Annotated in this window: 12 protein-coding genes; 2 read left to right on the forward strand and 10 right to left on the reverse strand. The window is 69.0% G+C overall.

The window, feature by feature from the left end:
- The first annotated feature begins 11 nt into the window (after window positions 1-11).
- Window positions 12-1,229 carry an HNH endonuclease signature motif containing protein gene (locus MJQ72_RS24745; protein ID WP_240601414.1) on the forward strand — a complete coding sequence of 406 codons (1,218 nt, stop codon included), beginning with the start codon at window positions 12-14 and terminating at the stop codon, window positions 1,227-1,229.
- 611 nt (window positions 1,230-1,840) lie between these two features.
- On the opposite strand, the gene MJQ72_RS24750 is transcribed toward MJQ72_RS24745, so the two are convergent.
- The 10 genes from MJQ72_RS24750 to MJQ72_RS24795 all read right to left on the reverse strand — a co-directional run bounded on the left by MJQ72_RS24750 (window position 1,841) and on the right by MJQ72_RS24795 (window position 10,732).
- Window positions 1,841-2,668: a carbohydrate ABC transporter permease gene (locus MJQ72_RS24750; protein WP_240593398.1), complete on the reverse strand. Its 828-nt coding sequence runs from the start codon at window positions 2,666-2,668 to the stop codon at window positions 1,841-1,843.
- A gap of 2 nt (window positions 2,669-2,670) precedes the next feature.
- Window positions 2,671-3,564: a carbohydrate ABC transporter permease gene (locus MJQ72_RS24755; protein ID WP_240593400.1), complete on the reverse strand. Its 894-nt coding sequence runs from the start codon at window positions 3,562-3,564 to the stop codon at window positions 2,671-2,673.
- The gene (locus MJQ72_RS24760) at window positions 3,561-4,322 is read right to left on the reverse strand and encodes a DeoR/GlpR family DNA-binding transcription regulator (RefSeq protein ID WP_240593402.1); all 762 of its coding nucleotides are present in this window, start codon (window positions 4,320-4,322) and stop codon (window positions 3,561-3,563) included. The genes MJQ72_RS24755 and MJQ72_RS24760 overlap by 4 nt, the downstream gene beginning before the upstream one ends.
- A gap of 110 nt (window positions 4,323-4,432) precedes the next feature.
- Entirely contained in the window at window positions 4,433-5,614 is a 1,182-nt protein-coding gene (locus tag MJQ72_RS24765; protein ID WP_240601415.1) for an RNA polymerase sigma factor, read from the reverse strand.
- Window positions 5,614-5,973, reverse strand: coding sequence for a YciI family protein (locus MJQ72_RS24770; protein ID WP_240593404.1), 360 nt, complete (start codon window positions 5,971-5,973; stop codon window positions 5,614-5,616). The genes MJQ72_RS24765 and MJQ72_RS24770 overlap by 1 nt, the downstream gene beginning before the upstream one ends.
- A 31-nt stretch (window positions 5,974-6,004) precedes the next feature.
- Window positions 6,005-7,825 carry a glutamine--fructose-6-phosphate transaminase (isomerizing) gene (gene glmS, locus MJQ72_RS24775; RefSeq protein ID WP_125734999.1) on the reverse strand — a complete coding sequence of 607 codons (1,821 nt, stop codon included), beginning with the start codon at window positions 7,823-7,825 and terminating at the stop codon, window positions 6,005-6,007.
- Window positions 7,826-7,867: 42 nt separating this feature from the next.
- Window positions 7,868-8,140 carry a hypothetical protein gene (locus MJQ72_RS24780; protein WP_240593406.1) on the reverse strand — a complete coding sequence of 91 codons (273 nt, stop codon included), beginning with the start codon at window positions 8,138-8,140 and terminating at the stop codon, window positions 7,868-7,870.
- Window positions 8,141-8,205: 65 nt separating this feature from the next.
- Entirely contained in the window at window positions 8,206-9,282 is a 1,077-nt protein-coding gene (locus tag MJQ72_RS24785) for a M20 family metallopeptidase (protein WP_240593407.1), read from the reverse strand.
- Window positions 9,279-10,577 carry a glycosyltransferase family 2 protein gene (locus MJQ72_RS24790; RefSeq protein WP_240593409.1) on the reverse strand — a complete coding sequence of 433 codons (1,299 nt, stop codon included), beginning with the start codon at window positions 10,575-10,577 and terminating at the stop codon, window positions 9,279-9,281. Before MJQ72_RS24790 ends, MJQ72_RS24785 begins: the two co-directional genes overlap by 4 nt.
- Window positions 10,577-10,732: a hypothetical protein gene (locus MJQ72_RS24795; RefSeq protein ID WP_240593411.1), complete on the reverse strand. Its 156-nt coding sequence runs from the start codon at window positions 10,730-10,732 to the stop codon at window positions 10,577-10,579. Before MJQ72_RS24795 ends, MJQ72_RS24790 begins: the two co-directional genes overlap by 1 nt.
- Window positions 10,733-10,986: 254 nt before the next feature.
- Here MJQ72_RS24795 and wecB point away from each other — a divergent pair, with 254 nt between their 5' ends.
- Window positions 10,987-12,201: a non-hydrolyzing UDP-N-acetylglucosamine 2-epimerase gene (wecB, locus tag MJQ72_RS24800; RefSeq protein ID WP_240593413.1), complete on the forward strand. Its 1,215-nt coding sequence runs from the start codon at window positions 10,987-10,989 to the stop codon at window positions 12,199-12,201.
- Window positions 12,202-12,203 lie beyond the last annotated feature (2 nt).

Raw genomic sequence — 12,203 nt, forward strand, 5'->3', positions numbered from 1 at the left:
TCAACGCCACTGTGGCGCTACTCAAGGAAATCACGTCGTCGGACGCTCTCCGGGAGGTCAATGCTTCGCTGGATTCGTTGGGGGACAACGATGCCATGGACGCCGCAGTCGCGGCATCAGAAGGGATCGCACGATTGGAAGCGGTCCGGTTCCGTGCGCTGGGGCGGTTGAGCCGCCATCGCGACGGGGCCGGCAGTGTGGCGCAGGAGGTCGCGCTCGCTCTGTCCGTTGTGGACGGTCACGCTGCCGGCCTGGTGTCCACCGCTGAAGCGTTGACCACCCGACTTCCCCGCACACTGGGGCTGCTGGACCAGGGGAAGGTGGGCGGCTTCGGAGCGATGAAAGTCGCCACGGCCACCGCCTGGCTGTCCGACGAGGACGCCCGCGCGGTGGACGCGGTCCTGGAAGACCGGCTGCCGGACAAGAACTCCGACCAGATCCGGAAAGCGGCAAACCACGCCGCGATGATGGCCGACCGTGACGGCGCCGCCCGGCGGACCGAACGGAATCGTGGCGGGCGCCGGGTGACGGTGCGGCAGGGCGAGACCGGGGTGGCATCGATCGAGGTCGAAGACGGCCCTGTCGAGAAGGTCGCCGCCGCCTACACCCGCATCGACCGCGAAGCACGCGCACTACGCGCCGCTGGCGAGACACGCACACTGGACCAGCTGCGCGCGGACGTCGCTCTTGATCTTCTGCTCGGCGGCCAAGGAGGGAAGACCGAACGATCCGAGGTGTTCCTCTACATGGACCTGCACACCTACCTCGGACTAAACGATGACCCCGCCGAGCTAGCCGGACACGGCCACATCCCCGCCTCACTGGCCCGGCACATCGCCTCCGGACCCAACACAGTGTTACGGCGAATCATCACCGACCCACTCTCCGGACAAGTCCTCGACCTCGGCCGCGACCGATACCGACCCACCGCAGGCCTGGACGAATTCGTCCGAGTCCGAGACCGCGAATGCCGAAGACCCGGCTGTCACCGTGTGGCCCAAGCCTGCGACCTTGATCATTCGCTGCCGTGGCAGTTCGGTGGTCATACCGCCGACACCGAGCTGGTCGATCTCTGTCGTCGCGACCACCGGTTGAAAGACGAACCCGGCTGGAACTACCGGCTGGGTTCTGATGGGACTCTCACCATCACCACACCTACGGGGCAGAGGTACGACAGCACACCCCCACCACTCCACACGCCGCGCACTGACGAACCACCACCGTTCTGAGCCATCGCCGAAAAACGACAACAGCCCGCGAACGCCACTGACCCGCTCGCTCATGGCCTTGGCCTGAAGGTGGCTTGCCCATCGCCGAAATATGGCCATGGCTCGGTCGTGGACCGCCATCACGACGCACCTCTGACCGCGAGGTCACCACCGTTCTCAGCGTCGCCGGAAACCGCCCGGGACCACACGTCGCGGCCATCGCCGAAACGACCACGCCGCTTCGACGCACGCCCGAACACCCTTCAGTCTTCGTTGCCGAGAAACGGCTACGCCCACACGAGCGGTCCCGCCGAGGCCGCCGACCCCCATCGCCGAAGACGATCACAGCCGCTTCGTCACCGAAAAACGGCAACGCGCACCCGAACCACCCCGCCGGTGCCCAGCACAACAACGCCCCCTCCCCGCGGCCACCGACCCCACCGGTCACCGAAAACCGGCCACTGCCCGGAAACGACTACCTCCACATCAAAGCCCGCCGAACAGACCGACCGTCGCCAAAAGACGACCGACGCCGGAATCTTGTAGCGGCGCCCGCGCGATCCCACAGCGGCCTGAGCACTCGCCTCCCCCGACATCGCCGAAACATCGCCGAAACAGGAGCCCAACGCGACTCAGGCCCGCGGAGCGCCCCGCATCACCCCGTCGACCACCTTCCTGGCCAGCACGATGAACAGCACGACCACGGGCAGCACACCGATGGTCGCCGCGGTGAGCATCAGCGAGTAGTCGGTGAAGTACCCGCTGGCCAGCCGCGACAACGCCACCTGGACGGTCGGGTGCGCGTTGGGGTCGAGCACGATCAGGGGCCAGAAGAAGTCGTTCCACGCGGTCATGAAGGTCAGCATCGCGAGCACGGCGGCCTGGGGGCGGATGGCGGGCATGGCGACGTTCCAGAACAGCCGCACCGTCGAGCAGCCGTCCACGCGTCCGGCGTCCAAGAGCTCGCCCGGGATCGCCTCCTCGCACGCCTGCCGCATCCAGAACACGCTGAACGCGCCGACCAGTCCCGGCACGATCACCGCCTCCAGCCGTCCGTACCAGCCGAGTTCGCCGACCACCAGGTACAGCGGGATCACGCCGAGCTGGGCGGGCACCATGGCGGTGCCGATGACGACCAGGAAGAGCGAGTCACGGCCGGGGAACCGCAGCCGCGCGAAGGCGAATCCGGCCATGCTGGAGAGCAGCACGTTCGACACCGTCACCGTGCCGGCGACGATCAGCGAGTTCTGCATCGCCAGCCAGAAGTCGACGGTCCCGAAGACCCGTTCCACGTTCTCGATCAGGTTTCCGCCGGGCACCAGCGGCGGGGTCGTCTCCCCGAGGGCGGAGTTGTCCTTGGAGGACACCACGAACGACCAATACAACGGGAAGATCGACGCGACGGCGACGGCGAGCAGCAGCCCGTAGACGACGAACCCGGTCCGTTCTCGCGCCGCCACGGTCACTCACCGCCCCGCATGCGGCGCACGAGCGAGAAATTGACGAGCGCGAACACGGCCGAGAACAGGAACAGCGACCACGCGATGGCCGCCGCGTATCCGGCGTCGAACTCGCCGAATCCCTTCTCGTACAAGTACATGGCCAGCGTCTGGAACTGCCGGTCGGCGCCACCGGTGCCGTTGACGCCGGTTTCGTCGAGCAGCTGCGGCTCGGCGAACAGCTGCACCCCGCCGATGGTCGAGACGACGACGGTGAAGGCGATGGTCGGGCGGATCGCGGGCACCGTGATCGACCAGAAGCTCCGCCAGCGCGAGGCGCCGTCGAGCATCGCCGCGTCGTAACGCTCCTGCGGCACGGACTGCATGGCCGCGAGGTAGAGCAGCGCGTTGTAGCCGGTCCAGCGCCACATCACCATCGCGCTCACCGCGACATGCGACGCGAACCGGTCCGACCGCCAGTCCACCGGATCGAGCCCCACCAGGCCCAGCACCCAGTTGACGACGCCGTAGTCCTCCGCGAACAGCTGGCTGAACACCAGCGCCACCGCGACCACCGAGACGACGTTGGGCAACAGCACACTGGCCCGCCACAGGGTCCTCGCCCGCAAGGGACGGTCCAGCAGGGCCGCGAGCCCGAGCGCGGCGAGCAGTTGCGGGACGGTCGAAAGGACGAAGATGCTGACCGTGTTGAAGAGCGCGTTGTAGAAATGCGGATCCTGGAACAGGACGGCGAAGTTGCCGAGCCCGGCGAACCCGGTGTCACCGTTGACCAGATGCCAGTGGTGCAGCGCCACCCACGCCGTGTAGAGCAGCGGGAAGAGGCCGAACACGCCGAAAAGGACGTAGAACGGCGCTGTCATCAGGTATCCGGCGAGCCGCTCGCCCGTACGCTTCAAACGATGATCACCTTGACGCCTGCCCGGCCGATCTCGTCGAGCTCCCGCGGTTCGGCGCCGCGGTCGGTGATCAGGGTGTCGATATCGCAAAGGTCCCCGAACCGGGCGAAGTGGTCGTCACCGATCTTGGTGTGATCGGCCAGCAGCACCGTCCGCCGCGCGGACGCGATGGCCGCGCGCTTCACCATCGCCTCGGCGGTGTCCGGGGTGGTGAGCCCCCGCTCGACGGAAAGGCCGCTGGTACTGAGGAAAGCGACGTCGACGAAGGTGTCCTTGAGCGCGTCCAGCGCCCAGCCGTCGACCGAGGCCATGGTGTGGCCGCGCAGCCTTCCGCCGACCAGCATCACCGTGACGCCGGATCGGTTCGCCAGCGCGCACGCGTTCGGCAGCGAAGGGGTGACCACGGTCAGTTCACGGTCGGCGGGCACGAGGTTCGCCAGCCGGCCCACCGTGGTGCCCGCGTCGAGCAGGATCGCGCCCCCGTCGGGGATCTGCTCCAGCGCCGCGGCGGCGATACGGTCCTTCTCCGCGGTCATCACCGCGTCGCGGGCGCCGAGCCCCGGCTCGATGCCCTGCCGTTCGACGGGGATCGCACCGCCGTGCACCCGCCGCACCACTCCGCTGCGCTCCAGCGCGGTCAGATCACGGCGGACGGTCTCGCTGGTGATCTCGAAGGCCGCCGCGAGCGTCGCCACGTCGACCCGGCCGTTCCGCCTTGCCTGCTTGAGGATGGCGCGTTGCCGCTCTTCGGCGTACAACGGTCACCTCCTGCCTGGCGCGGACGAGCGGTCATGGCGACAATAGTTGGTTTCCCCTCGCTCCGACAACGGAACCCCTCCGTCCATTGAGGACAGAGCATTGCCCGAAATTACGGCAGGGCTGCCCGTTTGGCCCGCAGGAAGGCCCGTTCGGTGTCGTTGGTGGCCAAGGCGATCGCCTCGTCGTAGGCGGCGACGGCTTCCGCGGTCCGGCCGAGGCGGGCCAGTAGATTCGCCCGCGTAGCGGGTAGATGGTGGTAGCCCGGCAGGTCCAGCTCTTCGATACCGGCCAGCGCCGCCGCCGGGCCGTGCACCTCGGCGACGGCGACCGCGCGGTTGAGCGCGACGACCGGCGTCGGGGCGAGCCGCCACAGCTGGTCGTAGAGCGCCAGCACCTGCGCCCAGTCGGTCGACTCGCCGTCCGTGTGCACGGCGTTGATCGCGGCCTGCACCTGATACGGGCCGGGCCGGGCGACACGCAGACATCGCCGCACCAGCTCGTGGCCTTCGGCGATCAGCTCCCGGTCCCACAACGACCGGTCCTGCTCCGCGAGCACCACCAGCTCACCGGCAGGCCCCACCCGCGCCGGCCGCCGCGCTTCGGTGAGCAGGAGCAGCGCCAGCAGCCCGGTCACCTCCGGTTCGCCGGGCATCAGCTCGGCGAGCGCCCTCGCGAGCCGGATCGCCTCCAGGCAGAGATCCGTCCGCAGCAACTCGCCGGACGTGGACGTGTACCCCTCGTTGAACACCAGGTAGAGCACGGTGAGGACGGAGTCCAGCCGTTCGGGAAGTTCGCCGTCGCCCGGCACCCGGTACGGGATGCCCGCGTCGCGGATCTTCCTCTTCGCGCGGACGATCCGCTGGGAGACGGTCGATTCCGGGACGAGGTACGCCCGCGCGATCTCCCCCACCTCGAGTCCGCCGAGCAGGCGCAGGGTGAGTGCCGCCCGCGCGGGCGGCGAAAGCGCCGGATGGCAGCAGGTGAAGATCATGCGGAGCTGGTCGTCGCGTACGGGCCCCGTCTCCCGCTGCTCCTCCGGTGCGTGCAGGAGCAACGCCTGGGCGTGGCGTGCCTCGCGGGTGGATTCCCGGCGCAGCCGGTCGATCGCGCGGTTGCGGGCGGTGGTCACGATCCACGCGCCCGGATTGGGCGGCGTCTTCTCCCACTTCTCGACGGCCGTCGCGAACGCGTCCTGAACGGCCTCCTCGGCGAGCGAGATGTCGCCGAGGAGACGCGTCAGGGTGGCCACGCACCGGCCGTATTCCGCCCGATAGATCCCGTCGAAGTCCATCACTGCCGCAGCGACGGATCGCCGAACGGCCGCACCTCGATCGGCTGCCCGCAGGCCAGCGCGCACTTTTCGGCCCAGGCGAGCGCCTCGTCGAGGTCTTCGACCTGGATCACCCAGAACCCGCCGAGCTGTTCCTTCGTCTCGGCGAACGGGCCGTCCGTGATCGTGGTCGTCCCGCCGGCGGGCCGGACGACCGTGGAGACGTCCGAATGTTCGAGCCCGCCGACGAAGACCCACGACCCGGCGGCCTTCATCTCGTCGGTGACCTTGCCCGTCCTGGCCAGCATCGCCCGGACCTCGTCCTCGGGCGCGTCCCGCTCGCTTTCATCGAGCTGGACGGCGAGCAGGTACTGCCTCATCACGGACTCCCTCGATCGGTGAGGGCGGAAATCATTCCACGGTCACGGACTTCGCGAGGTTCCGGGGCTTGTCGATGTCGTGCCCGAGGAGCAGCGCGGCGTGGTAGGCCAGCAGCTGCAGCGGGATCGTGAGCAGGATCGGGTCGAGCTCCGGCTCCGAACGCGGCACCACGAACCGCGGCACGTCGAGGTCGCCGAAGTCCACGTCGTCGTGGGTGATCGCCAGCACCTGCCCCTTGCGTGCCTTGATCTGCTGCATCGCGGCGAGGTTGCGGTCGGCGAGGTCGTCGGACGGCACGATCGCGACCGTCGGCAGCTCCTCGTCGATCAGCGCGAGCGGGCCGTGTTTGAGTTCCGAGGTCTGGTAGGCCTCCGCGTGCCGGTACGAGATCTCCTTGAACTTCTGCGCGCCTTCCCTCGCCACCGGGAAGCCCCGGACCCGGCCGATGAAGAACAGGCTGCGCGCGTCCGCGCAGATCTTGGCGTGCTCGGCGATCTGCGACTCGGCTTCGACGATGGCCGCGACCTGCTTCGGCAGCGCCCGCAGGGCCGCGACGATCCGCTGTCCGTCCGCGTTCGACAGGTCGCGGACGCGGCCGAGGGCGAGCGCGATCATCGCGAAGCCGACGGCCATGTTGGTGAGCGCCTTGGTCGAAGCGACCGCGATCTCCGGGCCGGCGTGCAGGTACAGGCCGCCGTCGCAGGCCCGCGCGATCGTCGAGCCGACGACGTTCACGAGGCCGACCACGCGGCCGCCCTTGCGCTTGACCTCTTCGACGGCGAACGCGGTGTCCGCGGTCTCGCCGGACTGGCTGACCGCGATGTACAGCGTGTCCGCTTCGATGATGGGGTTGCGGTAGCGGAACTCGGACGCCGCCTCCGCGTCGGCCGGGACCCGCGCCAGGTCCTCGATCATGGTGGCGCCGATCTGGCCCGCGTAGTACGCCGAGCCGCAGCCGAGGATCTTCACCCTCGCGAAACCGCGCAGATCACGGGGAGTCAGGTTCAGACCGTCCAAACGGGACACTCCGAACCGGTCGTCGAGGCGGCCGCGGATCATCCGCTCCAGGCATTCCGGCTGCTCCTGGATCTCCTTGTACATGTAGTGCTGGTGACCGCCGAGATCGAGGTCGTCGGCCTGGATGTCGATCGCGGTCGCGGCCTTGCCGGTGTCGCTCTCGTCGACGGTGAAGGTGCGGTAGCCGGTGGCCGAGACGCTGGCGAACTCGCCGTCGTCGAGGTGCACCACCTGCGAGGTGTGCCGGACCAGCGCGGACAGGTCGCTGGCGACGAACATCTCCCGGTCGCCGACGCCGATGATCAGCGGCGAGCCGTTCCGCGCGACCACGACGCGGTCGGGGTGTTCGGTGTCGGTCACGGCGATCGCGTAGGTACCGGTGACCCGGGAAACGGCCTCGACGACCGCGTCTTCCAGGGTCTTCGCGCCCGACCGCGCGATCAGGTGGGCGAGCACCTCGGTGTCGGTCTCCGACGACAGCGTCACTCCCGCCTGGGTGAGCTGCTCGCGCAGCGCGTCGGCGTTGTCGATGATCCCGTTGTGCACCACGGAGATCCGGCCGTCTTCGGAGACGTGCGGATGCGCGTTCGCCTCGGTGGCGGGACCATGCGTCGCCCACCGCGTGTGCCCGATGCCGACCTTGCCCGCGAGCCGCTTGGGCAGCGCCGCCGTCAGGTTCCGCACCCGCCCGACGATCCGGTGCACCTGGGCGCCCTTGCCGCCGAGGACGGAGATCCCGGCCGAGTCGTAGCCGCGGTACTCCAGCCGCGTCAGCCCCTCGATCAGGATCGGAGCGGCGTTCTGGCCGCCGATGTAGCCGACGATTCCGCACATGACGAGTCAACCTCACAAAAGAAAACGGACGCGCGTGGTCCGTCAGCCGTAGACGATGCGGCGCAGTTGCCGCTCGGACAGGTCGGGAGGCGCGACGAGACGGCGGCTCAGTTCGCCGGCGATCAGGGGGAAGATCTCGGGGTTCTTCCGGCCCTCCGCCTGCAACTGGGCATGCCGCGACCGGACGTACTGCTCGGCGGGTTGCCGGTAGAACGCCAGGACGTCCTCGACGACACGGGCGGCGATGGCCGTCGGCAAACCTGTCGACAAGGCCACCTGCTCGACGATGTCCGCGTCCTCCACGGAGCTCATCATGCACATCCGGCTTCCGGAATGCCAGTTCTTGCCCGAAATCGGGCAAGAACCGACTCTTGAACCACTCAGAACCCTCGGATCGCCTTCACCAGCCCGGTGACCAAACCTGCCCGCTCCACCATCGACTCGACCAGCAGGTATTCGTGATCGGCGTGGGCGCCGCCGCCGACGGCGCCCAGACCGTCGAGGGTCGGGACGCCGATCGCGGCCGTGAGGTTGCCGTCACTCCCGCCGCCGACGGCCACCCCGGCGACCCCGGGCAGGAGCCGCTCCGCGACGGCGAAGAGGTCCGCCGCGGCCGACTCGGGCATCGGCGGCCGGTGGATCCCGCCCCGCACCTCGACTCCCGCCCCTTCGAGGCGCGGGGTGAGCGCGGCGAATCCGGCTTCGACCCGCGCCTTCTCCTCGGCGGATTCGACCCGGACATCGACCACGACGGTCGCGGACGCGGGCACCACGTTGCTCGCCGTTCCCGCCGAAGCGACCGTCGGGGTGACGCTGGTCCCGGCCCCCGGCCGATCGAGCGCGGCGATCGCCAGCACCTGATGCGCGGCTTCGGTCAGCGCGTTCACGCCCGCCTCTGGTTCGAGGCCTGCGTGCGACGCCCTGCCGGTGACGACGACCTCGAACGTGCCGCAGCCCTTGCGGCCGACCTTGAGACCACCGCCGTCGGCCGCGCCTTCGAAGACGAGCACCGCGCCGCACGCGCGGGCGCGGTCCTCGATGAGCGCCCGGGATTCGTGCGAGCCCGTTTCCTCGTCGGCGGTCACGAGGATCTCGACACCGGACAGATCGCCGAGTGCGGCCAGGCCGTGGATCGCCTGCACCAGCCCGCCGAGCATGTCGAACACCCCCGGCCCGGTCACCCGGCCGTCGGCCACGGCGAACGGGCGGCGCGCCAGGGTGCCGACCGGGAACACGGTGTCGTGATGCCCCAGGATCAGCACGCGGGGTTCACCGCCGCCGGACCAGCGGACGTGCGGCCCCGCCGCGCTCTCCACCAGGGTCGCCGCTCCGCCGAGGCGGGCTTCGACGAGCGCGGCGACTGCCTCCGCCGAAGCCGTCAACGCCTCGATATCCCCCGAAGGCGACTCGATCTCGACAAGGGTCCGGAGGTCTTCGATCATCGCGTCGACGGTCATGCGGACACCTTCTCAGGCGGCTCCTCGCTCAACCGTTCCGTCTTGGTCCAGCTGTTGCGGCGGGCGACCACCCGGAACAGCGCCCGCCAGGTCGCGACGACACCGAGCACCAGGAATCCCGGGTAGAGCAGGCCCGCGAGCAGACAGCGGCGAAGGGGTTCTTCGCCGAGCCGCAACCGATGCACGACCGCCCACACCACCCCCGGCACCAGCAACACGGCGGCGCCGATCAGGGCCGCGCCGGGCAACGCCGAGGGTGGCGCGATCAGGCCGCCCAGCGTGACACCCGACCAGGAAGCGACGAGCGTGCCCACGAACAACAGCGAGACCACCAAGGACAACGGCACGGTCAACCACGGGGTCACGAGATAGGCGAGGAAATCCAGGAGACCGATACTGCCGACATGCCGTGAAGCCAGCAATTCCCGCAAATGTCTCGCACATTGCAAATTGCCTTGTGCCCATCGCGTGCGCTGCCGCAGCAACCGGCGCAGATCGACGAGACCCTGTTGCGTGACCCATGCCGATTTCACATACCGCATCCGGATACCGGCGACGTGCAGCCTCAGCCCGAGTTCGAGATCCTCGACCAGGCAGTCCGACCACGGGGCCGGATCGAATCGACGCAGCACGCCAAGTCTCGTGAATTGCCCGTTTCCGCCCATTCCGACACTGCCCGCGAGATCACGCAGGCTTTGGGACGCGTCGGCGACCGCGCCGAACTCCAAATCCTGCAGCAGGGCGAGCACACTGCGCCGATTGTGGATCCGCACCCGGCACTGCACGGCGCCGACCCCGCGGTCGCCGAACACGTCGGCCACCTCGCGCAGCATTCCCGGGCTGCCCCGCCCGTCGCCGTCGATGATGCCGACGATCGTGCGCGCCACGCTCCCCTCGGCTTCGCACAGCCTGAGGATGTAGCGGTAACCGGCGTTCAACGCCTCGCCTTTACCCTGCCGCGCCTGCGGGAGATCACGGCGCAGGACGTGCAGGCGCCGGTCGGTCACCTCGCGGAGGACATCGGGCGTGCCGTCGTCCGAACCGTCGTCGATCACCAGGACACGTACCGGATTCCGTTCCGTGCCAAGGGAAAGCGCGTTCCGGACGGTATTGCCGACCACGCGTTCCTCGTTGAGCGCCGGGATGACGATCCAGAACTCCAGCCCTTCGCCGCGCGCCGCCACGGACCGGCGCGGACGCCCGGTGCGCCACGCGAACGCCGCGAGCAGGAGATTGTGCGCCGGCCACCACAGGAGCAACAGCATCATGGTCGCGGCGAAGGCCGGGCTCGTCATCAGTCCTTCAGTCGAAGGTGCAGTGAACGCGCCATGAGCAGCAGCGCGATCGCCCCGATCACCAGCGCGAGCACGGTGCTCACCGTCGCGCCCGCCATGGTCGCGCCGATCCCGAGCGCGGAAACCTTGACCGGGCCCACCGGCACCATCGACATGTCTTTTTCCTCCGGGCGGCGGGCGCCACAAACATCTACTCACAGTTTTCAAACGGCGAGTCGCGGGTCACCCTGGTAAGCGATATTCAGCCTTTCGAGTGGGTACAGTACCCCGACTGTGTTAACGTTCGGCAGCGACGGATCCCCCGTAAAGGTGACCATCAGTTAGTGATCCTCGCCTCATCCGCCACTCTTTCCGTGACTTCACCGACGAATTCACGCCGTACCTAAGCGCGACCCGGAAGAAGGACCAGGTGCGTAACGCACAGAACGAGACCGACGTGCTGCCCGAAATCTGGCTCGTCGTGGGAACCCGGCCGGAGGCCGTGAAACTGGCCCCGGTCGCCAGGGCATTGGCAGCGGGCGGACGGATGCGGCCCGTACTCGTCGCCACCGGCCAGCATCCGGAAATGGTCGGCCAGGCCTTGGCGACCTTCGGATTGACGGCGGATGAAAATCTGACCTTGAATCGGCGAACGGGTTCCCAGTCCGAACTCCTTTCCGGACTTCTCACCGGTCTGGAAGAAGTGGCCGATCGGCGCCCGCCCGCCGCCGTGCTCGTCCAGGGCGACACGACGACCACCTTGGCCGGGGCGCTCATCGCGTTCTGGCGCCGCGTCCCCGTGGTGCACCTGGAAGCCGGCCTCCGCTCGTTCGACCTCGGCGCCCCGTTCCCCGAGGAGCTCAACCGGAAACTGGTGACCCAGGCGGCCGCGCTGCACCTCGCCCCGACTCCTGACGCGGCCGCGAACCTGCGCGCCGAAGGGGTGCCCGAGGAGAACGTGCTCGTCGCCGGCAACACGGTCGTCGACGCGATCCTCACGGTGACGGACGGCTCCACCACCGTGCACGATCCGGAATTGGCGACCCTGCTGGAAAACGCCACCCGCGGCGCGGTCAAGCTGATGCTGGTCACCCTCCACCGCCGCGAATCCTGGGGCGAGCCGATGCGCCGGGTCCTGCGCGCGGTGGCCCACTTGACGGCCACGGATCCGGCCCTGCGGGTGGTTCTTCCCGCGCATCCGAACCCGGAGGTGCGCGATCTCGTCCGTGCGGAGCTGGCGGACACGCCTGGCGCGCTGATCACCGGTTCGCTGCCGTATCCCGAACTGGCGGCGACCCTGGCCGCCAGCACACTCGTGCTCTCGGATTCCGGTGGCATCCAGGAAGAGGCGCCGACCTTCGGCGTCCCGGTCCTGGTGCTCCGCGACGTCACCGAACGCATGGAGGCGGTGAACGCCGGCTGCGCCCTGCTCGTCGGGACCGACCACGACAAGATCGTGTCGACCGCGAAGCACCTGCTGAACGACCCCGCGGCGCGCACGCGGATGATGAGCAGCGGCAACCCGTTCGGCGACGGCGCCGCCGCCGAACGGACCGAGCGGGCCCTCGCGTATCTCCTCGGCCTGGCCGCGGATCCGCCCGCCCCGTTCCGGCCCGCTTCCGCGAACGCGCCGGCCGAGGTCTGACC

It is taken from the genome of Amycolatopsis sp. EV170708-02-1 (assembly GCF_022479115.1).
Classification (GTDB): Bacteria; Actinomycetota; Actinomycetes; order Mycobacteriales; family Pseudonocardiaceae; genus Amycolatopsis.

Bases quoted from the DNA above. Each gene is read 5' to 3' on its own strand.
- MJQ72_RS24765 (WP_240601415.1), bottom strand. From the start codon at position 5,614: ATGGACTTCGACGGGATCTATCGGGCGGAATACGGCCGGTGCGTGGCC.
- MJQ72_RS24770 (WP_240593404.1), bottom strand. From the start codon at position 5,973: ATGAGGCAGTACCTGCTCGCCGTCCAGCTCGATGAAAGCGAGCGGGAC.
- glmS (WP_125734999.1), bottom strand. From the start codon at position 7,825: ATGTGCGGAATCGTCGGCTACATCGGCGGCCAGAACGCCGCTCCGATC.
- MJQ72_RS24780 (WP_240593406.1), bottom strand. From the start codon at position 8,140: ATGATGAGCTCCGTGGAGGACGCGGACATCGTCGAGCAGGTGGCCTTG.
- MJQ72_RS24785 (WP_240593407.1), bottom strand. From the start codon at position 9,282: ATGACCGTCGACGCGATGATCGAAGACCTCCGGACCCTTGTCGAGATC.
- MJQ72_RS24790 (WP_240593409.1), bottom strand. From the start codon at position 10,577: ATGACGAGCCCGGCCTTCGCCGCGACCATGATGCTGTTGCTCCTGTGG.
- MJQ72_RS24795 (WP_240593411.1), bottom strand. From the start codon at position 10,732: ATGTCGATGGTGCCGGTGGGCCCGGTCAAGGTTTCCGCGCTCGGGATC.